General features: G+C 66.2%; 19 protein-coding genes and 1 CRISPR repeat array. Of the genes, 14 read left to right on the top strand and 5 right to left on the bottom strand.

The window, feature by feature from the left end; genetic code table 11:
* The 14 genes from JZ791_RS15980 to JZ791_RS16045 form a co-directional block, all read left to right on the top strand.
* Nucleotides 1-1365, top strand: a 1365-nt coding sequence (locus JZ791_RS15980) for a hypothetical protein (RefSeq protein WP_216895595.1), incomplete at its 5' end; no start/stop codon positions are given.
* The gene (locus JZ791_RS15985; protein WP_216895597.1) at nt 1365-2555 is read left to right on the top strand and encodes a peptidoglycan DD-metalloendopeptidase family protein; all 1191 of its coding nucleotides are present in this window, start codon (nt 1365-1367) and stop codon (nt 2553-2555) included. The genes JZ791_RS15980 and JZ791_RS15985, both read left to right, overlap by 1 nt.
* A 101-nt stretch (nt 2556-2656) precedes the next feature.
* The gene (locus JZ791_RS15990; RefSeq protein ID WP_216895599.1) at nt 2657-4057 is read left to right on the top strand and encodes a MinD/ParA family ATP-binding protein; all 1401 of its coding nucleotides are present in this window, start codon (nt 2657-2659) and stop codon (nt 4055-4057) included.
* Between the two features lie 29 nt (nt 4058-4086).
* Nucleotides 4087-4491, top strand: a complete 405-nt coding sequence (locus tag JZ791_RS15995; RefSeq protein WP_216895601.1) for a hypothetical protein — start codon at nt 4087-4089, stop codon at nt 4489-4491.
* 75 nt (nt 4492-4566) lie between these two features.
* A complete protein-coding gene (locus JZ791_RS16000) occupies nt 4567-5313 on the top strand; it encodes a DUF8175 domain-containg protein (protein ID WP_498049401.1) in 747 nt (248 codons plus the stop codon).
* Nucleotides 5314-5324: 11 nt separating this feature from the next.
* Nucleotides 5325-7538 (top strand): hypothetical protein, encoded by a 2214-nt coding sequence (locus JZ791_RS16005; RefSeq protein WP_216895605.1) that lies wholly within the window; start codon nt 5325-5327, stop codon nt 7536-7538.
* Nucleotides 7535-9106, top strand: a complete 1572-nt coding sequence (locus tag JZ791_RS16010; protein ID WP_216895607.1) for a hypothetical protein — start codon at nt 7535-7537, stop codon at nt 9104-9106. Before JZ791_RS16005 ends, JZ791_RS16010 begins: the two co-directional genes overlap by 4 nt.
* Before the next feature lie 17 nt (nt 9107-9123).
* Nucleotides 9124-10656 carry a putative type IV secretion/conjugal transfer ATPase gene (locus JZ791_RS16015; RefSeq protein WP_216895609.1) on the top strand — a complete coding sequence of 511 codons (1533 nt, stop codon included), beginning with the start codon at nt 9124-9126 and terminating at the stop codon, nt 10654-10656.
* Between the two features lie 38 nt (nt 10657-10694).
* The gene (locus JZ791_RS16020; protein ID WP_216895611.1) at nt 10695-11150 is read left to right on the top strand and encodes a hypothetical protein; all 456 of its coding nucleotides are present in this window, start codon (nt 10695-10697) and stop codon (nt 11148-11150) included.
* 29 nt (nt 11151-11179) lie between these two features.
* Nucleotides 11180-12535 carry a type IV secretory system conjugative DNA transfer family protein gene (locus tag JZ791_RS46505; protein WP_216895613.1) on the top strand — a complete coding sequence of 452 codons (1356 nt, stop codon included), beginning with the start codon at nt 11180-11182 and terminating at the stop codon, nt 12533-12535.
* Nucleotides 12536-12811: 276 nt separating this feature from the next.
* Nucleotides 12812-13273: a hypothetical protein gene (locus JZ791_RS16030; protein ID WP_216895615.1), complete on the top strand. Its 462-nt coding sequence runs from the start codon at nt 12812-12814 to the stop codon at nt 13271-13273.
* Complete coding sequence (locus JZ791_RS16035) at nt 13267-14481, top strand: DUF1173 family protein (protein ID WP_216895616.1); 1215 nt, start codon at nt 13267-13269, stop codon at nt 14479-14481. Before JZ791_RS16030 ends, JZ791_RS16035 begins: the two co-directional genes overlap by 7 nt.
* Before the next feature lie 77 nt (nt 14482-14558).
* The gene (locus JZ791_RS16040; protein ID WP_216895618.1) at nt 14559-16091 is read left to right on the top strand and encodes a hypothetical protein; all 1533 of its coding nucleotides are present in this window, start codon (nt 14559-14561) and stop codon (nt 16089-16091) included.
* Nucleotides 16092-16147: 56 nt separating this feature from the next.
* The gene (locus JZ791_RS16045; RefSeq protein WP_216895620.1) at nt 16148-17368 is read left to right on the top strand and encodes a hypothetical protein; all 1221 of its coding nucleotides are present in this window, start codon (nt 16148-16150) and stop codon (nt 17366-17368) included.
* Between the two features lie 268 nt (nt 17369-17636).
* Nucleotides 17637-18185: a CRISPR direct-repeat array (repeat unit 37 nt; unit sequence GCAGCGCCGGACGTCCGCGTCCGGCGAGGATCTCAAC).
* Between the two features lie 369 nt (nt 18186-18554).
* Here JZ791_RS16045 and JZ791_RS16050 read toward each other — a convergent pair.
* The 5 genes from JZ791_RS16050 to JZ791_RS16070 all read right to left on the bottom strand — a co-directional run bounded on the left by JZ791_RS16050 (nt 18555) and on the right by JZ791_RS16070 (nt 21339).
* Nucleotides 18555-18983: a YbaB/EbfC family nucleoid-associated protein gene (locus JZ791_RS16050; protein ID WP_216895622.1), complete on the bottom strand. Its 429-nt coding sequence runs from the start codon at nt 18981-18983 to the stop codon at nt 18555-18557.
* Nucleotides 18984-19033: 50 nt separating this feature from the next.
* Nucleotides 19034-19303 carry a hypothetical protein gene (locus tag JZ791_RS16055; protein WP_216895624.1) on the bottom strand — a complete coding sequence of 90 codons (270 nt, stop codon included), beginning with the start codon at nt 19301-19303 and terminating at the stop codon, nt 19034-19036.
* A 57-nt stretch (nt 19304-19360) separates the two neighbouring features.
* Nucleotides 19361-19630, bottom strand: a complete 270-nt coding sequence (locus JZ791_RS16060; protein WP_216895626.1) for a hypothetical protein — start codon at nt 19628-19630, stop codon at nt 19361-19363.
* 3 nt (nt 19631-19633) lie between these two features.
* Complete coding sequence (locus JZ791_RS16065) at nt 19634-20974, bottom strand: WXG100-like domain-containing protein (protein WP_254205791.1); 1341 nt, start codon at nt 20972-20974, stop codon at nt 19634-19636.
* 71 nt (nt 20975-21045) lie between these two features.
* The gene (locus JZ791_RS16070; RefSeq protein WP_216895630.1) at nt 21046-21339 is read right to left on the bottom strand and encodes a WXG100 family type VII secretion target; all 294 of its coding nucleotides are present in this window, start codon (nt 21337-21339) and stop codon (nt 21046-21048) included.

Below are 21339 nucleotides of genomic sequence, written 5' to 3' on the forward strand. Positions count from 1 at the left end.
GTAACGGCCGAGATTTGTGCGGGCGGGGATTTGTACTGCTCGACCAATATCGCGCAGCACCCGGTCCTGGGCGCGCTGGGACGGCTTTTGTCGCAACCCACACAGCAACTCGGAACAACCCCGCCGGGAGCAGGTGCCGGAGGCGCCGGGGACGATACGTCGGCGGAGTTGCGGTCGTTGGTATCAGACTTCGGCGACCTGCATCTGGGAGATGTTCCGGGCACTATCCAGCAGCTCATCGGTCAGGTGACCTCCGGGCATCCTGACCCGGGCCAGGTCTCACACAGCGTGAACAGCCTGACCGGCACGTTGCGATCACTGGCGGATGTCGTCGGGCAGACGGCGGGGGATCCGCAGGCGCAGTCGCGGTTGGCCGCGGCGGCACCGGGCTCGGGTCGGCTGGCGGGCAAGGTGCTGGACGCGGCCTCGCATTCGGATCTGAAGGGCGCCCTGGATTCCTTGGCCGATATCGGTTCCCGGATCGCCGGCACTGCCGCAGGGTCCGCCCTGAGTCGTGAGAGCGGCGACTTGTCGAGAGCGGCGAATCGGGTGGCGTCGGCGACAGTGCCGTTGCAGGGCGCGGTGTCGGGGTCACCGGCCGAGGCGTTGGATGTGGCGTCGCAGGCGCTGGGGGTGTTGAAGCCGTCCGCTGTGGTTGGTCAGGTCACGAATGTCGCGGTGAATGGGCTGAAGTTCGCGGCAAACGTGCCGAGCGTGCTGGACACGCTGAACCGGATCATCGGGCTGATCGGCGATCAGAAGGTGGATGTGCCGGGCAAGGTCCGCGGGCTGCATGAGCTTGTCGGGCAGTTGAATACGGCGTTCGAGCCGCTGGTCCGGTTGGCCGCGGGGGTGGATCTGCATATGGTGGCGCACCTAATCGGGATGATCCCTGATCAGGGCGGGACCGCGCAGATCATCTCGGTGCTGGTGGATCTGCTGGGCAATCTGGATGTGCCCGCGTTGGCGGCGCAGATTGGCCGGTTGCAGGAGAACCTGTGGCAGTTGGCGCAAGCGCTGACCTCGGGAGCGAACCCGGTAGATGTCATCACCAGTGCGGTGGCGTTCATTCCGACGCTTCTCGGGTTCGCCACCGTGGCGGTGAACACGCTGACGGGTGCCCCGAAATCGAGCGCCGAGGCGGGTGTGGCGGGTGCCGCGAAAGCGGTGACCGACAAGCTTTCCGGTCAGGGGCTTGACTCGCTGGCCGAGCTGGGATCCGAAGGATTCAGTGCCGCTTCGTTTTTCGCCTCCGGTGTGCACGAAGGGTACGACAAGTATCGGGTCGACGCGCAGGGGCGTACCGCGACGCAGTGGCTGGTGGACTGGTTCGGTAACCGGATCCGTTCGCTGGGAGCGGCGTGATGAGCGCCGGATGGATCGGCGTGCCGGTGGTGGCCGGTGCCGCGCTGGTGGTGTTGATGCTGGTGCTGATCGGCTCCGGTGACCGCACACCGCAGGACCCGAACTGCTTGCCGGACATGCCCAGAGTCGATCGGATCGCACCGGCCTCGGTGGGAGTGGTGGTGATGCCGCTACCAGCGGGCAGTTACACCGAGTCCTCGCCGTTCGGACCCCGGTCGGGCGGGTTCCACCGCGGAGTGGATCTGGCGGCACCGCTGGGCACTGCGATCCTGGCCGCCGCTAACGGGGTAGTGGTGGCCGCCGGACCGGCCTCAGGGTTCGGGAACTGGATCGTGCTGGACTCCCAGGGGCCGGACGGGCTGACCTCGACCGTGTACGGGCACATGTTCGACACCGGTGTACTGGTCCACACCGGTGACCAAGTACGGGCCGGTCAGCGGATCGGCGCGGTCGGGGCTGCCGGTGAGGCCACCGGCCCGCACCTGCACTTCGAGGTGTGGCCCGGCGGGCGATTGGCCGGCGGGCACGCCATCGACCCGATGCCCTGGCTCACCGGGCACACAGCCACAGCCCAGCCAGCCCGAGTGGACCAGAGTGCTGCCCTGACCTCACGGTCGGCGCGCCGCCGCAGCGCGCTGGCATCCAGCGGCTGTAGCCCTGCCCCGGCATCGGGGCCGACCGGTGACGGTGCGTTGCGTGCGGGCTCGGTGCCGCCGGAGTACGAGCCGTGGATCCGGAAGGCCGCCACGCAGTGTCCGGAACTGTCCGCGCCGATCTTGGCCGCCCAGTTGCAGCAGGAGTCTGGGTACAACCGGTGGGCGGTGTCTCCGTCCGGTGCGCAGGGGCCGGCGCAGTTCATGCCCGGAACCTGGGCCACCCATGGCGTGCGAGCCGAGGGCAGTGGTCCACCGGATCCGTTCTCGATCCCGGACGCTGTTATGTCGCAAGGGAAATACGCCTGCGAGCTGATTGGCATCGCCAAACAGGGCTTGACTGACGGGCGGCTGCATGGGGACCTGACCGAGTTGTGGCTGAGCATGTACAACTGCGGCGCGGCGAACACCCTTGGCCAAGGCGAAGTCTGCCAGAACAGTCAGACACTGCACTACGTCCAGATCATCCCGCAACTGGCCGCTAACTACCGTGTGCCCGGCACCGATCTGCGTGCGCATTCTGGTGAAAAACGGTGAACCACAAGGGATCTGTTGAGTTCGGCCCGACCTCGCTCGATGGCGCAGAGCGCGTGAGTCGGACGGGCAGCGCGGTGATCGGGCACGCGAAGGAGGTTGAGATGAGCGACGAACCGATCGAGGGCGATAGTCCGTGGGAGCCCGATGAATCGACCGCGGTAGAGGCAATCGATGGTGATCGTGCGGACTACACCGCCGAAGACCCGGTAGATCTGCGTCGGCAACGCCTTCGAGGACGACCGCGCAGGGTGAGCGCGGACGAGCCGGACGAGGAACGTTTCGAAGACCGCAATGATGACGCCGATCCGGTTGTAGTGGTGGATGATCCGTATGGGGTCGGTGCGGAGAATCTGAGTACTCCGATGCCCGATCCGCGCGAGATCGCCGCGGTACGTGAGGCGCGGTTGGCGATGTTGCGTAACCCTGCGCCGGGTGTGGAAACCGATCCGGCGCTGTGGGGGTGGCGCGGGAAACTCAACAGTCTCGGTCTGCGGCTGCGGCCACACCGCATGAGCGGGGAAGTGGTGTACCGGCGTGCGGTCGAACGGATTCGGCAACCGTTGCCGGGCACACCGCTGGTGGTGGTGGCCAATCCCAAGGGCGGCACCGGGGTGAGCCCGGCGGTGGTGCTGTTGTCGGCGTTGTTCGCCCGGCACCGTGGAGGGCAGGTGGTGGCGTGGGACGCGAACGAGGCATGCGGCACCTTGGGCGACCGGGCTGCGGTGAGCAGTGGCCTGGAGTCGGTGTGGGATGTGCTCGGGCACGCGCGAGAGCTGTGCTCGGCGAACACGGACGCCTCGGGGTTGGGGCGGTTCCTGCATCGGCAGCCGACCCTGGACGAGGTCCTGGCCGCCGACGACGCCCCCGGTGGGAGCGCGTGCATCGGCGCGGAGGAATGCGCGGCGATTTGGGCGGTGCTACGCCGGCATCGGTCACTGGTCGTGGCCGACACCGGCGACAACGAACGCGCCGCGGCGTTCCGGTGGACGATTGAGCACGCGACGGTGCTCGTGGTCCCGGTCATCGGTCGCCGCGACGCGGTGGTCGCCGCGCTGCGGCTCCTGGATGGCGTGGCCGACAACGGGCGCGAAGACCTCGCCGAGGCAGCGATCATCGTGCTCGCCGAGACAGGTGGCGGTGGCGTGGCGAGCGAGGCACTGACTGCGGCCGGGATACAGCGGGTCGTGCGGGTGCCGTTCGATGCCGCTCTCGCCAGCGGCGAACGGATCGTGGTCACTCGCCTGCCGCGGTCCACGATCGCGGCTTGGACCCAGGTCGTGGCTACCGTCGCCGACGGCGCCGCGGACGCACTGGCCGGGCGTGCCGTCCCGTTGGAAAGCGGATTCGTTCCCGAATCCCGGTGGACCACACCCGGATCCGAGCAAGCGAGCGTGCGGCAACGCCGAATGCTGGCTTATTCCCTGCACCACGCACCGACGCCGATGACCGAGCAACACCGGATCCCGTCGGTGCCGACCTACTCGCAGGATCCCGGCTGGTGACCAACCGCACGAAAAGTAGGAGGTTCGAGATGCACTCAACACACCCGAGACAGGGACTGCGCCGTCTGGTGAGCGGATGCGCCGTGGCGTATGCCGTGGTCACCGTCAGCCTCCTCGTCGCGATGGGCACAGCGGACGCGGGGGTGATCGATAACCCGTTGAACGGGGTTAAGCCCGACCTGGGTTTGTTCTCCAGCGCTCTGGACGCGAGTTGGAAACGCGTGGTCGCGTTCATCTGGGCGTTGGTCGTGGTCGGCTCCGCGGTGCGGGTGATCGTCGGCGCGTTCAAGGTCAAACGCGCCAAGTCCCGCGGCTACGCCAACGATCTGGCCGAAGGATCCGAAGAACTCCAGGACGCACTGGTGTCTCTGGGCCTGGTCGGGTTGGCGTCACCCATCATCGCGACCGTCTTGTTCGTCGTCGGCGGAAGCTGACGAATTCACGCCGTAGATGAGGCTTATTCACCCGGCCCCTCATGTTGTGGGCCCGGATGTGAGGAGGTGGAGCAGATGACAAGGAGCACAGGAAAATTCGCGGACCTAACCCCGGAAACGCCGAGTCGGCAACAGGATAGCGAGGGTAACTCGGTAGCTCCGGTGCCGCGCGGATGGCGGTCGACGCGGTGGTGGCTGAGTGCCGGTGCGTGTCTGGTTGCGGTGGTGGCGTGTGGATTGCTGCTGGTGCATGCCTGCGCCCGCGGGGGTGGGGGAGCGCAGCAGGAGGTCAGTGTGCATGCCGCGCATGGCCCACACGGAAGCGTGGCCGGTGTGCCAGTGGGATATACGCACGATCCGGCGGGGGCGGCAACGGCCGCGGTGAACGTGCTGCAAGCGCTGACCCAGGCGGGCCAGGGGAGGGCGCGGATGGACGCGGTGGTGGCAGGGCTTGTGGCCCGGGATCCGAGTCCGGGATTGCGCGCGTCGATCGGGGTGGGCCGTGATCGGGCTGAGAGCCGTGATGTGGTGAACATCGTTCCGGCCGCGGTGAGCGTGGCCAGCTATTCACCGCTGTCTGCGCGGGTGTCGGTGTGGACGATGGCGATCTCGCGCGGCGCGATCAGCGACGGTGCTCCAGTGTCGGTGATCACCGCCTGGGCCACGCACACGGTGGATGTGGTGTGGGAGGACTCGGATTGGAAGGCCAAGGACACCACCGGCCAGGTCGGTCCCACTCCGGACCAGGTCGTCACTCCGGACGCCGATTCGCCTCTGGCGCAACCGATCCAGTCCGGTTACTACTCCTTCTATGTTAATTAGGCGGTGAGGCGATGTTGCACCGACACCACCATTACCGCCTGTTCGCCGCCCTCGCGGTGGTGCTGCTGGCGTGCGGGATATTGGGCGCCGCTGTGGGTGCTGCGTCCGCCGGGCCGATCAGCCCGGGAATCTCGGTCAGTGGCGGTGGGCTGCCGAATGGTTTCCCGGCGGATCTGCGTCAGTTCGTTGCCGGTACCGCCGAATTCAAGTCCGCGCCGTGGTTTTCCGGCCCCTGCGCGGGGCGCGGTGGAGATGTCGGTGGCTATATCAACGCCGCGATGACGGTGGAGGATCGGCTGCTGTATTGGACCTCCACCGACGATCAAAAGCTTCAGATGCTGCACGGCCAGCTGCCGGACACCGTCGCTCAGCAACTGGTCTCCCAAGGCACAGAGCCGCCGAAAACCGCTCTGCCACGGGTCTTCCCGGCCGGTGACGCTACTTTTCACCTGCCGTCCCCGGCCTGCGCGGACGATTTGAAGCGGTGGGGCCGCACCCCGGCATGGAATTCGTGGGGCTTCGACTGGACGCCGGCCCCGGATACCCAGTCCTTGCGTGCGATCCATGATGCGACCACGCACGCCTTCGCCGAGGTGCCCGACAAGGCATGGTCCGACCCGTGCAGCGTGAACGGATCCTATTGTGCGCACGCGTTCTTCGTGGACTGCGCCCATGCCGATACCGCTACCGGTGATCAGATCGCCTGCCAACGCTGGAACGTCGCGGTGGGCAACCTGTTCGTGGGCACCGCGGACTGGCTCGACCGCAACACCGGGTTCTCCGATCGCGCGAGCGCGGCGATGAAGGACGTGTTCGGGAATTCGGCCGGCGGGGCGATGGTCAAGGCGTTTTCCTGGGTCGTGCAGAGGGCTTCGGATACAGCCAAATTCGTCGAGGACCCGCAGAGCGTGATCGATGACTGGGCCAATGCCTCCAAGTCGAGTGCCGTCGATTTGAGTAGCCGGGTGCTGGACGGGCTTGCGGCTACAGGGCGTTTCGATCCTGCCGCGCCGTGGTTTCTGCACTGGTACGCGCTGTCGTGCGGGATCGGGATCATGGTGATGGGCGCGATGACCCTGCTGGCGCTGTGGCGGGCGTCGGCGCAGAAGGAGAACCTCAAATCCCTGGGCGCCGACCTGTTCGGATATCTGCCGGTCGGGGTGTTGATGATGATGTTCGCGCCGATGATCGCCGGAATGCTCCTCGAGGTCGCCAACCGGTCCTCGGAATCGATCACCAGCACGCTGGGCCCGGACATGGGCCAGATGATCACCAATCTGCAGAAGTTCGTCGGCGAGATCACAGCCAGTCATCTGGTCGGCGGCGTGCTGGTCGGGCTGGTGTTGTTCCTGCTGCTGATCGTCGGTGCGCTGGCGGTGTTCTTCGGGTTGCTCATGCACCAGGTCGCGCTGCCGTGTCTGGCGGTCGCGGCCGGGATCGGGTTCGGCATGTGGGTGCATCCGGTCTGGCGCAAGAAAGCGCTGCGGCCCGCACTGCTGTTCGTGGCGATCGTGTTCAGCAAACCGTTGTTATTTCTGCTGCTGGCGGTGCTGACCGGCGCGATCAACGCCGATCTCCCCGACAGCGGCGCGGGCGGTGACCAGCTCGGGATTCTGGCCCGGCTGTGCACGGTTGTGGTGGCGTTCCTGGTCGCCGGGATGGCGCCGTGGACTCTGCTGCGGTATGCCCCGTTGCTGCCCGCGCGATCGGACGCGGCCGGGTTCGGGCAATCCAGCTCCATGCTGGCCGGTGCGGTCGGCGGCGTGGGGTCGGCGATGATGATGAACCGCGGGATGGGCATGCGCCGCCAGCCCCCGCGCGCCGAGGGCTCCGGCCCCGCAGCCGGTCCAGGTCAGGGCGATGCCAGCGGAGGCGGTGGTGCCAGCGAGGGCAGCGGGGGCGGTGAACGCAAGAGCGGGGATCCGAAGTGGCGTACCGGCGGACGCAGCGACGGCAAATCCGACACCGAAGCCGGTCTCGGCCGCACCCTGGCCAGGAGCACTGCCACAGCGAACCCGTCCACCCCATCGGGCAGCCACGCCACCGTCGGACAGGCTGCCACGCGCACGACACGCACCGTGGGCTCGGTGGCCAAGGCCGCCGGTGGGGCCGCGATGAGCGCGGGCGTGGTCGCGGTGCCGATCGCGGCACAAGCGGCCAGCGGGGCGTTGACCAAGGCACGCAGCGCCGCGGAAGGCGCTCCCGGAGAGGCCGAGACCGAATGACCGGGCCACGGACCAGCGTGCTGGGCGGGGAGATCGCGCGCCGCTCCTGGCTCGGGCTTTCGCGCCCGGTGCTGCTGGCATGGGCCGCGAGTATCGGTGCCGCACTGGCGATCTACCTGCTCGGCGGCGGCGCCACCTGGGCGATCATCGCCGCCTTGGCCCTGCTCGCGGGTGTGTTCGCAGCCACCATGGAATGGCGCGACAGACCCTCGTTCGCCGCGCGTCGCCTGCACGCCCTACGCACATGGTCGCGGCGACGGCGCGGGGAACACGTCTATCGAAACTCCAGCGACCCCGCCTACGGCAACCCGGTACTGGATCCCGGGTGGGCGTATCCGCCGCCGCTCGGGCACACCGCGCCTCTGGAGGTGGCCGGTACGGGGCTGGATGAGATGTTCATCGTGCGGACCGCCAATCCCGGTGAGCGCGTGTACTTCACGGTGACCCTTGCGGTAGATGGCGTCGCGGACGGGCTGCGTGGCGACGCCGCCTACGCCAGCGCCTCCAGCGCGTTCGGAGTGTTCCTGGCCCAGATGGCCCGCACGAGTTCGCTGATCCGGGGCATTCAGCTGCTGCATCGCAGCGTCCCCCACGACATGACCCCGCACATCCACTGGGCCCACACCCGCGTCGCCCAGCTGGCCGACGCACGTTTGGCACCCGCTGTGGAATCTTATGGCGCGCTGATCGACGTCACCGCCCCCTTGGCGGAGGAGCACCGGTCGTTCGTGGTGTTGCGGATCCCGCAAACCGAGGCGTTCATGGCCGCCACCGCCCGGTTGGCCCGCAGCAAGAACGCCACCATGCACGGCGCGATCGCACAAGTCGTCCGCGACGAAACCGAGCGCGCGACACGCCTTTTGGTAATGGCCGGTATGGGTCGGGTGGATGTGTTGGGGGAGCGGCGCGCCTGCGCGGTGATCCGGGCGTTCGTGGATCCGACCTATCAGCTCGACCGGCACCGGGACGCCAGCTGGGCCACCTGCTGGCCCAGCTACATCGGCGGCTCCGACAGCGTCGCAGTCGGCCCTCGCGGGCAGTGGCGCACCCGGGTCGGGACCATCGCACCGCGCGCCATCGAACCGGTCCCCTTGGGGCCATTGTGGCTGGCGCCCTTGCTGACCGGGGTCGAAGCCGACCCAGGAGATGAGGAGACAGCGCCGATGCCCACCATCCGAACCCTGTGCGTCCGTATCGATTTCGTGCCCGCCCACCGCGCCCGCGCCGCAGCCCGCGGCGATTTCACCGCCGACCAGGCCCGCCGCACGAAGGACTATCAGCGCGGCAAGCTCGACGACGGTTCCACCGAGGTCATGGCGACCGCCTCGGACCGGCGCCGCCAGGATCTGGTACCCGGCTCCGGGCACCACGGCGTGATCTACACCGCCGCCGTCGCGGTCACCGGCCGCGACCCCGACGACCTCGACCGAGCCTGCCTGCGCGTGACCGAAGCGGCCAACGAATCCGCCGTCGCCGAAATCACCTGGGCCGACGACGATCACGACGTCGCCGTGTTCACCACCCTGCCCCTCGGCCGCGGCCTGGCCGCCACCCCGCACACCCGCTGAGAAGGAGGCGATCCTCGATGACGAAAAAACGAACACGCATAGCCGCGACTCCCCAGCTGGTACGGCGAGCTGCCCGAAACCCGCTACGACGGCAGCAAAAGGCATTGCAGCACAGCGTGCCCACCTTTACCGAGCAGACTGCGGAGCGATCGGTCGACGGTGATCGGCGGCGGGTATCGCGGCGGCGGCGCCTGCTGGACAAGTACGGCTGGTACGAGGGGCGCTCAGAGGGCGCGTGGTCGACGACCCGCCAGGCCGAGGCATGGAACCTGGCGACCAACCGGCGTCGTACTCGCCAGGACGGAGTGCTGGCCGGACTGAACACCATGACGCAAACCCTGGAGATCGTGGACGCCTTCGCCGCCTACGGCATCGACACCTCGGGCATCAACATCGTGGTCATCGGCGACATCGGACGCGGCAAATCCTCCTGGATCAAAACCGTGTGCGTGCTACGCCAGCTCGTGGCCGGACGACAAGTCGTAGTCCTGGACCGCAAACCCCAAGCCGGATCCGGCGAATACACACCCCTCGCCCAGGGATTGGGCGCGGAAAGCATCCGGTTCCGCATCGGCGGCACCGGCGCCTGCCTGAACCTCCTCGACCCGGCCATCAGCCGCGGCGGCGACCACCAGCACGGACTGGAAGGCATCGTCCCCGCCGGACAGGAAGCCCTCGTCCTGGCCGTACTCACCGACGCCATGGGCCGCACCCTCGACGAGAAAGAGAAAGCCGCCGTCGGCGCGGCGCTGGCTGCGGTCAATACCGCCGCGCACAGCACCGACACCGAGCCGGTGATCCGCGATCTGGCCATGCGGCTACTGGACCCAGCGTCGAACGACGGAACCGTGTTCGGCTCCCGATGGAGCGAACGCGCACTGGAATGGGGCCTGGAACCGGGCCTGGCGCTTGCTCGGCTGGCCGACCGGGACCTGCGCGGTTTGGTCGACGCACCCACCAGCCCTGCGGTCCGCGACGCCCTGGAAACCCATCCGCTGGTGCACTTCGACCTCAGCTCCTTGCCGACCGACGGACCCGCGCTGCGAGTGGTGATGACCGCGATCAACACCTGGCTGGCCAACCGGCTGGCAGCGCGATCCTCGCGCTACCAGCAAACCATCCTGGTCGTCGAGGAAGGCTGGCACGTCGCGGGCGGCTCCACCGGCGAAGTCTTCCGCGCCAATCTGAAACTCTCACGCGGACTCGGGCTTTCGACTGTCTCGGCGTTCCATCATCCGGCCGATCAGCCGCCGGACTCGCCCGCGCGGGCGTTGATGGGCGAGGCGTCGATCGTGGTGTTGTTCGGGCAATCGCGCGCCGACGACGCCACCGAGACGGTCAACCTGTACCGGCTGCCAGCCGGAACCGAGGACACCCTCATGCAGCTGGGGCGCGGCCAAGCCCTGATCAAGATCGGAAGCCGAGACCCGTTCCTACTCAGCCACATCCGATCCCCCTGGGAAATCGCACTCACCGACACCGACGCCGCGATCACCGGCCAACCCCACACGAACCCCGCGCAAGCGATCGGCCGTCAGGACGAATCATGACGCGCCGCGGCATGCCGAGCCCGAGCCGACACGAGCCAATGCTTCCGGCAGGACTGACCCTGGCACTGCTGGCGGGCGCCACGATCGTGGTCGCCGTACTCGGCGGCGGCGCACTGTCGGCGATCCTGTGCGGGCATCGGCCCGCGCTGGCCGGGCCCGGCGCTGTCGTCGGCGTCATCGGCACCCTGATCACCCACCCCGCACACCCCGCCGCAGCATGGCCACACGACCCGCGGCCCGGGCCAGCGTGGCTCACCTGGCCGTGCATCCTGCTCGTCGCCATCGGCTGGAGCGCGGGCGTCAGCATTATCGGCAGCGCGGTGCACGGGCGGTTGGGGCGACGGCGCGACGAGGGCCTGGCCAGCGTCCAGGACATCCGCCGCACCGGCCTCGATGCCCGCTCCGCAGTTCGCAAAGCCATCCACGAATACCCAAACCTGGTTGCCCAGCACCGTATCCCGCGAACACAACACCGAAGGCGGTGGATGCGATGACCTGGATTTTATCCCGGACACATCCAGCGGTGGACCCCTCAGCGGTAGCGATCGATATCGGCGTACTGCGCGATGACCCTCGCGAGCACGTCTACCTGCAACACCGCGACGGGGTGATCGTGCACGGACCCACCGGCTCTGGAAAAACCTGGCGCGTCGCCTGCCAACGAGTCTGGGACGCACCGGGATTCGTGCTGGCCACCACCACCAAAGCCGACCTCGTCGCCGCGACTTTCGCCGCCCGCGCCGAAGTCGGGCAGGTCGCGGTATTCGACCCGGAAAACCTCACCGGCTGGCCCGACCCGATCCGCTGGTCGGTTCTGACCGGCTGCGACGACCCGGACACCGCCATCCGCCGCGCCGCGGCCCTGGCCCGCGCCATGCCTCTGGAAGGCACCCGCAACGGCGCCTACTTCGAACAAAAAGCCGCCACCGTGGTGCGCTGCTACCTGCACGCCGCAGCCCTGGACGAGTACTCGATCCGGGACGTGCGCGTGTGGATCTCCGCACGCACCAACCGCACCGCGATCGACATCCTCACCGACGCCCTACCAGACTGGGCCACCGAACTCGAACAGATCCTCGGCTCAGCCTCGGAATCCACCGACGACGTCCTGGCCGCCGCCGCCCGCCTCCTCGAGCCCCTCGCCTCCCCGAAACTCCTGGCCGCCGTGGACATCCCGATCGAGGAATCCTTCACCATCGAGCAGTTCGTGCTGTTCGGGACCAACACGCTGTACCTGATCTCCAAAGGCGGCACCCACAGCATGGCCCCGTTCGTCGCCGCCCTCGCCGCTGAGGTCCACTACATCGCCGACCGCGCCTCCCAACACCGGCCTGGCAAGCGGTTGGATCCGCCGATCCGCCTGGTACTCGACGAGATGAACAACGTCGCACCGCTGCCTGACCTTCCCACGATCATGACCGACTCCGGCGGAAAAGGAATCAGCGTCTGGGGATTCAGCCACAACCAAGACCAGAACGAACTGCGATGGGGCACCGAAGGCGGCAAAGTCCTGGCCCAATCCGCACCCGCCACCGTCATCCTGCCCGGCCTGCGCGGCGTCGAGGAACTCACCGCCCTGTCCCGGCTACTCGGTGAACGCCGCCACTGGGAAGCCACCCTGCACGACGGCAGCCGCAGCTACGCCCTACACGACGACACCGTGCTACGCGCGGACGAAATCCGCGAACTCGGCACCGACCAAGCCCTCCTGATCTACCGCAACGCCCCCGCCATCGTGCTTCGGCTGCCCAGCGTCTGGGATGTGCCCCGCTGGCGGGAGAAGGTCATTGCCTCTACCGCACGCTTCGACCACATCGTCACCACCACACCAGTGCCGTCGACACCGCTGCAACAGGACCCGAGAAAGAAGTCGCGATGAGCGAACATGCCGATCACGACCTGGCCGAGTACCTGCGTCGACAGAAGATCGTCCAGGAGATGTGTGCCGCGGCCACCGAGGTATATCGCTGTCGCATCAAGCAACGGCGTCGGCCGGTTTCGCGCCAGCCCTGGCGACTCGTGAAACCCCGCCGGATATGACCGCGGATCGGCACCGATGCGGACGGAGTCGCCGGAAGAGCCTGATGCAGAACACCGATTCTGCCAACAGGTAATGAGCACAACAGCATTCAAGTTCAGTCGAAGGGAGTGATCCATGACATTCGACGAGGAACGTAGTCAGGAAGATTCGGTCGATCTGCCTGTCCCGTGCCGGTATTCGTGGCCAGACCTGGATTTCGCCGGGAAAGCTGCGTTGTGGCAAGATCTGGCGGACTGGGTTGACTGGCTGCGGCAGCGCTACCAGCTCGGCTCCCGTATTCCCGCTTGCTGGTGGCGTCACGAAGCGGTCGTGGAAGAACTCACCGCGCTCATGGCTGCGCACATCGCCGCCTACACCTGCCCACCGGCTCAGGCCGAGCTGGCGCGTGAAGACCTCACCGCCTGGCACACCCAATGGTTCTGGCCCACGGTCGAACGCCTCACCCGCATCAGCGATTTCACCGGTTGCCGTCCCACCGAGTGCGGATACCGGCGCACCAAGCAGCCCACTCTCGACGGCCTGGCTGACCTGATCGCCACCTATACCGCCCGCGCCGAGAACGCGAGTGGATGGTGATGTACACCCTCGACGGACACCCCCTGGACCTGCTCGGCGAGGCCGGGCAACAGGTGCTGGCCGATATCCACCGCGACCCGAGCCGCCGACCGGGCTGCCTGTGTAGCCCGAGTCAGGACGGCGGGGTACCGATGTACATCGCTCGAATCGGCCAGCGTTACTACCTCAAACGCATGCCAGGTACCGGTCCCGAACACGCACCTGACTGCGGATCCTGGAGCCCACCGGCTGAACTGTCCGGCCTGGCGCCGTTGCTGGGCACCGCGATCTGCGACCAACCCGACGACGGCGCAACCCGTCTCGGCCTCGGCTTCGCTCTTACCCGCCAGCCTGGCCGCAACACCACCGTCGGTGCCAGCAGCACTGTCACCGACACCGAGGACGGTAGGCACGCCCGGTTGAGTCTGCGGGGGCTGCTGCACTACTTGTGGGAGGAGTCGGGGCTGACCCGCTGGACTCCCGCCCTGGCTGGCAAACGTCACTGGGGGATGGTCCGCTCGAGGCTTCAGCGGGCGGCCGAGGACAAGGTCACCAAAGGCCACCCGCTGGCCGACTATCTGTATATCCCCGAAATGTTCTCCAGTGCAATAAAATATGACATCGTTGGCCGTCGGACCTTGGCGCTGAAGCGGCTCACCGGGACCGATGGAAGCCGTCGGCTGATGCTGCTGGTGGGCGAGGTCAAAGATCTGCGTCCCGCTCACTTCGATCAGCGCGCACTGATTATCAAACACCTTCCGGACTTTCCGATCCTGGCCGACGATGCACTCATCACCCACCTCCGCACGAGCCACGGCACAGAATTCGCTCTGCGACAAGCAATCTCCGACAGCCATCTCATCCTGGCGGCCACGTTCGCACTCAGCACCGCCGGTGTAGCGGTCGCCCAGGACGCGGCGCTGATGACCGTGACCCGGGACTGGACCCCGTTCGACACCATCAGCGACCACGCCCTGCTCGGTGTCCTTGCCCAGAAGCGCCGCCGATACGTCAAACCGTTGCGCTACCTGCTCCCGACCGCCGCGCAGATCCCCTGCGTGGTGCTCACCGACACCGACCCACCTACGCCCTGCTACCTCACCGACAACCATCAGCCCGAGCCGCCGAATATAGCGGGACCGCAGTGGATCTGGAATACCAGCACAGCCCCCCACATGCCGCCTCTGCCCCCGGTGAACATCGGAACGACGATCCGGGCCGCTAGGTGAACGAACCCGGCACGAGCACCTGTTGGTGAGACCCGGATCCCGAACGTACGTGAGGAGAAACTGACAAGGAGGCCGTCATGGAACCTGACAGCAACGATCGCCCTGGCGACCGGGCCGACATCGAATCGGCGCTGCGGCGAGACTTCGCGCGCGCTTATCGCCTGGGTGTCGCGGCCGAGTTCGCCACCACCCAGACCGAAGGTCTGAGGCTGCGCGAACAGGCCGACCATATCGCCCGAAGCTGGCTGGCGGGAAACGACGAATGGACACGACACTGGCAATACCTCGACGACGCCTGTGACCACTTCAGAGACGACCCGATCCAGGCCCGGAAATACCCCGGCAGTCTTACCCACCACGACAGTCCCGATCCCGCCACCGCCGCAACGAAACTGGCGAGCTTGCAGCAAGCCTGGGTGATGGATCACGAACGCCGAATCGCGACCGCGCCACCCGACCCGATCGACCATCGCACTCTGCAAACCCTGCCCTACACCGCAACTTACCGCCCCCACGGACGCTTGAAGTCCCATGAACGGCTCACCAGCTGGTGGCAAGCCCGCGAATGGATCCGCGACACCACCTACAGATACCCCAGCACCGCTGCCGACATCGAGATCAGCGCCCGCGACATCCACACCGGCACCCAGCACGTGCTGATGACCGCCGAACACGCCGACCCCATCAAACTGCGCACCGAACTCACCCGACTGGACCAGCTCCTGGGCGCACGCCGGAACCTCGACGGCAAACCCTGGCTGGACGAGCTGTGCGCAGACGTCCTTGCCGACGAATACCACAAAGTACTTGCAGCCCAATCGAATCCCTGGGGAATGCGCCACCGCTTCGAACACCAACTCCGCGCGGATGACCTGCGCGACCAATACCTCGACTTCGCCACCCGCGCCGCCATCCCCTCCCCGGCCGACCTACTCGCATCGATCGACCACACCGTGCGCACCACGAACCTGTACGCCATCGAACCCGCCACGACCAGCTGGCTCGACGATACCGTCACCCACGCCGAGCAGGCGCCCGTAGCAGTGAAGGACGCCGGCCTGAGCACCCACTACCGTGCACCCGACGATTCCGCGGTCACCATCGTGGCCGGCTGGAACATCATCCACGGCGACACACCCTGGTACGCCGAGACCCGGATAGCAGTCGAAAACAACGGCTGGATCAGCACACACACCGGGCCATCGGGCCACTACGCCACCTGCGCCGAACTCATGGCCGCCCTGCAACAGCATGCCGGTACCGGCGCGACCGACCCAGGCAGCGCGCGTGCCGTGCCCGCGAATGTCGCGGCCACGCTCTGGGATTTCGAGGGCCAACTCGCCGACCTCACTGACGATCTGACTGCGACCCAACACATCCGCCAGACGATCCGGAGCGATGAACCGTACCGGCTCACGAGCTCCGGGTCCGTAGAGTCCCAGGCCGACGGGCGGAAACAGCTGAATTCGACTGCGCTGGAACAAGACCACAGCCACCTCCAAGGCGAGTCGAAGCTCATCGACCAGAACCGTGAACGTGCCAAGCATCGACGCCAACGCGCCAACCGCCAACCCCCGTTCCGCCCTCCACCGCACCGCCGCAGGCCCTGACCGCTATCCCCGCAACCAACCGACACCAGGAGGCCCGCCCGGAAGGAGTAACCCACATGGCAATCCCCAACCCCGACCCCAGCTCGGCCACCGCCGCCGCCCTCACCGCAATCCGCACCCTCGTCCAATCCCAGAACCTCCGCCAAGCCAAACAGCAACTGCGCCAACTGGAAAAAGGCATCGACGACCAGACCTGGCTGATCATCACCGAAATCGCCCACACCCTACGCTTCAAAACCCACGACGCAGCCCTGGGCAAACTGCGCAACCTCTGGTATCGAAACGAGCCCTACCGAGCCCTGATCGAAGCCTGCGTCCCCAAACAAGCTGAGGGACAATATATTCGCGAACCAGCCAGGAAACAGCGTCCGACACAAGATGACGTACGCCCCCGCGCAGGCAACATCACCGAACAATACGAAGACGAACTCGGAAAGACCGAACGCAACGACCCCGGCACGCCTCGCCCAGAACCGATCGTCGACAACCGCGACTACGACATCGACGCGGTCGACAGAGGCCAGATCGGCCTGTGCGTCTCCTGCCGTCTGGAACGCTCCGCCATCGACCGCGAGACTGGCCAAGCCCTCACCGGACACGGCGACGACGGCCTCTGCGGCGAATGCCGCGGACTCGGCCGCCCCGGCATACCCGAACTCCCGCTCAACCACACCCGCCAACAGGCCGTCGAAGCCCGCTTGCAATTCCTCGCCGAGTCCTTTCACACCGATACCCATACCGACCCCCGCGCGGTCTTCCGCCAGGAGTGGTTGTTTGCCGGTTACAAAACACGCCCGATCATCGAGAAGTGGGTCGATACCCATACCGAGCCCGAACTGCTGAAGGAACAGCTGCTGGTCGATGCCCGCTCGATGAACGGCCAATGCGCAAAGTGCAAGGAATGGCGCCAACTTCGCGACAAACTCTGCGTCGACTGCCACCCTGGATTCGGTGGCGAAACAACACCCGCCGGCTCGATCGTGCCGGGCCACACGGCAGAGCAGGAGAAGGTCGGCATAGAGAAGCTGGACCCAAGCGCACAGGGCGACGAGCCCAGCACCGAATCGGCCCAGGGAGATCACGTCTCGAAGAGTGCGAATAGCCAACGGACAGAGCCGGAATGGGTCAGGAGTGGCTCCGCCCCCGTGTCGCAGGCGGTTGGAGTTGAGGTAAAGCGCGCGGATACGCGACCACCGGCGGCCTCGGCAGAGCCCAAGCCTGAACAGCGGCGTCGGATGCCCGTCCGGCAGCTGACACGGCCAACTCGCTTACGCTGATGGGAGGTTCTCCTTCTGGTTTGGGCTCTACGGTCATCGGCCGCGGCTTACTTGCCGGATTCGAAGATTTATCGTGGGGTGGGCGGATGAGAACAAGGTGGACGTTGTCATCTAACCGATATGGGGACGTTGGGGTAGGTTTGGAACCCCTAGTGCGACTGAATCTCCAGGAGGGTTCCGAACCAGCGATCAGGCAGATTGCGGTGCTAGGCAGTCGATATCTGACTCTGGCAGCTGGCGGAGAGGCAGAAGTCCCAGTTCAGGCAGGGCAGCGCCGGACGTCCGCGTCCGGCGAGGATCTCAACGAGTCGATCGCTGCTCAGATCGAATTCGATCCCGCGGCAGCGCCGGACGTCCGCGTCCGGCGAGGATCTCAACCCGACAAGAACGCCGTGGCTGCGCACAGCCGTCCTCAGCAGCGCCGGACGTCCGCGTCCGGCGAGGATCTCAACTGGTTCGCGATCGCGTATATGCGCACGACAGGGACCGCAGCGCCGGACGTCCGCGTCCGGCGAGGATCTCAACTTTTTGAGCCGGACGGCAATCGAGTTCGGTCCGAAGCAGCGCCGGACGTCCGCGTCCGGCGAGGATCTCAACACCGTTCGATCCTTTGCTGTAGGCGTTGCAACACGGCGGCAGCGCCGGACGTCCGCGTCCGGCGAGGATCTCAACGCCAGCCCGACCCGGATGCGCTCCATCGTCGCGGGCAGCGCCGGACGTTCGCGTCCGGCGAGGATCTCAACGTGATCCGTGCGGGCCGACGCATCTGCGGGGTCCTGAGCAGCGCCGGATGTCCGCGTCCGGCGAGGATCTCAACGCCAGCACCACGTCGTATCGGCCGCGGGTCAGCAGGCAGCGCCGGACGTTCGCGTCCGGCGAGAAATCGCAACTGGGATATCTCGGGGGGCGCGCACGTGGTGCTGGGGGTATTTGCCGGGCCCACAGGTTCCAGGTTTATCGGAATTCAGTGATACAACCGTGCTCACTGGTTCCCGCAAGTGACGGGCTATTCCCGATATCTGTCCGGCCAGCTTGGTGACTGCTTGTTTCGCTGGGATCACAGGGGCGGATCCACAGGACCGACTCACCGGTATGCAGGGCGGCCGGGGCCGACTCACCGCCCCGGGCATTCCCGCTGGCAGTGCTACCGGGCTGAACAGGGGGAATCGTGGGCTGGCTGTGATGCCTACGTCCAACCGCTTTGCAGGTTTCGTTTCTCGAAGTAGTGGTCGTCAGCGGCCTGGATCTCGGCTTCGGACAGGGGATGTCGTGCTTGCTCGGGAGCTGCCGATCGGGTGCGTGCGTGAGTCAGTTGATCCTGGATGCGCGGGCTGGCCTGGCTGGCGAGGCGTGCGAGCTTGGATTTGGCGTCGGCGCGGGCTTTGCGGTGGCAGTCGAGCAGGGCGGCGGTGAGCTGCTGGCTGGTCCAGCGCATGACGCCGGGGGCGATCTGCAAGCTGGTGATGTCACCGTTGGCGTCGACCTCGACGAGCACGCCGCTGACCTCGTGGCGTCCGCGTACCGCGGCTGCTTGTGACGCCAGTTGCTGCCCGTCGCGCTGGATATCCGCGAGTTTCTGCTGGAGGTGGCGTTCCCATTCGGGCAGATTCACCACGTGCTACAGCCCTTTCACAGTCATGACGTCCGTACGCGGCCCTCGACGGGTTACGGTGTCGCCGCCCGTTCGATGATAGTGCCCGGAGTAACAGTCGTCTTCAGTCTGGCATCCAACGCGATTGTTGTTTTACCCGGTAAATTGTGCGTTTCGATCGTTCGGACCGTCGCTTCGACCAGGCCGTGAGCGTGCCGGACTGACAGTATGTCGCCGATGGTTATCGCCTCACCGGTCAGAGCGCCTGTGACGAAAATCCACTGCGGTCGGCTGCGGAGGGTGTCAATGCGCTCGACAACCATATGAGAAATCTGTTCGGTCAATACGCATTCCCTCATTGGGCGATAGCGAAGCATACCTGCTGGCGTCTCGTGCCTGACCTATCGCGGTGGCTCTTCCTCTGAGACCGAGTAGATTACGTCTCCGGGTTCGATCTGCGCGGAGAGCTCTGTGGAGAACATCAAGGCGATCTCGTCGTCTGAGTGGTGATGGAAGTCGAGTGCTTCCAGGCGGCCTCGGTATTTCATGCCGTCTTCCTTGCGGAGTTCGACCTCCTGACCGATTGTGAAGTTCCCTGTCGCCTGCCCGGCCACGTACGGGTTCGGCAGGACGCTGATACGGAAAATCTCTCTCACTCGGAATTCGCTCATCGCTCACCCACCTGTCTTTCCACCGAGATAGTTGTCCCAGAACTGTTGGTCTGCGGCGTATGCCTCATCTTCCATCGCATTCTTGGTCTCTGAGTTGATCAGTCCGGCGCGGTATTGGTCGATATGAACTTTTTCGTGGACCAACGTTCGCATCAACGACTCCTCATCGGCAAATGCGGATGGAGCGAAGACGATATGGCCAGGCACTGTGCTCGCGCTCGCCTGGGCATAGCCGTCATAGAAACGAATGTCGTCAGGCGTACTGGCTATGTCCACTCGCACTCCTGACAAATCGACGCCAGCTCGGCGGGCGTACTCCTGGATCGTATCCTGCGTGATTGGGAGATGATCACCGCTGTCCAAGACTTCCTGGCTCGTTCGGTTTCCCATCCGCGAGTACATACGTCCGTCGGCCAAGAGGGGGCCGCGCAGAGTCGGAAGTGTCTGGATCTTGGCGGCGGTGATCCAGTCGCCTATCTTGTTCACCAGGGGCCGGATTCGTTCGGTGAGTGGTGTGAGGGTGTCGGTGATGATCTTGCCGATTTTGGCGGCGAGTTCGGTGATGATGGTGGAGATGCGTCGGGCTCTGATGGTGGCGCGGGTGGCGAGTGCGGAGTTGCCGGCCCATTCGGACAGGCTGCCGGTGAGGGGTGTGAGGAGGGCGGCTCCGGCTTCCCAGGCGGCGGTTTCCAGGGCGAATTCTTTGAGTTCGTCGAGGATTTTGTGGTGGGCGTCGTCGAGGTGGGTGGCGTATTCGCCGCAGGCGTCGCCGAGGCTTTGGCAGGCGTCGGCCAACGTGTTTAAGTTGTTTTGCCGGTCGGTGCAGGTTTGGACGGTGATCGGGATTTCGGGGGATTGCTGGTTGGTGAGCAGGCTGATCGCGTCGGGGGCGGTTTGGGCGATGGTGCGGTAATCGCTGGAGGCGGTGTGCCAGGCGTCCTTGGCGGCGTCGAGCCGGTCTTGGTGACCGTCGGGCCAGGCCGCGCCGACGAGATCTTTGAGGATCGACCAGCCGAAGGGTTCCGGGATGCCGTCCCCGGCGGCCGAGGGGGTGAATTCGGCCAGGCAGGGATCCGGAATCAATTGAGGCGCAGGGGGCAGTGGGAGGTTGCGGTGGTCCGCGGTGGTTTCGGCGATCTGGTGGTTGTAGGCGCCGGTGACGATCAGATCGCGGGTCTGCCCGCATGCGGTCGCCAGTTTCGCTGCCGTCGAGATCGCTGCTTGGGCGCCGGGGGTATAGGAGGCGGCCCATTGCTGCCCGATGCTGTCGTCGCCGGCCATGCCCTCGTTGGCAGCCAGGACGGCCAGCAGTCCACCGTGGGTGGTTTTCGTGTCCGTGGACATCTGCGCGAATACTTCGCCGGCGGAATGGTATTCGTCGCCGCGGCACACGATGATCGGGACTGTGGGCGGGCTCATTGTGGCCACATACCGTGGTTGGTGGGCCCGACCGCGTCGTATGCTTCGCGGGCTGTGGTGAGTGTGCGGCGTAGCTCGGTGAGCGCTTCGCGCATCTCGGTGACCGCCGCGATCCGGGTGTCGTGTGCGGTTTTGTGGGCGGTGGCTGCGTCGCCGTTCCAGTCGACGTGCAGTGTTTCGACGCGTTTGTCGATGTCGGCCGCGGATTGTTCGATGGCGGATTCGAGGGTCGTGGTGGCGTCGATGAGTCGTTGCATCTCGTCGAGATCGACGCGGTAGGTCGCTGCCAC

It is taken from the genome of Nocardia alni, from assembly GCF_019038435.1.
GTDB lineage: Bacteria > Actinomycetota > Actinomycetes > Mycobacteriales > Mycobacteriaceae > Nocardia > Nocardia alni.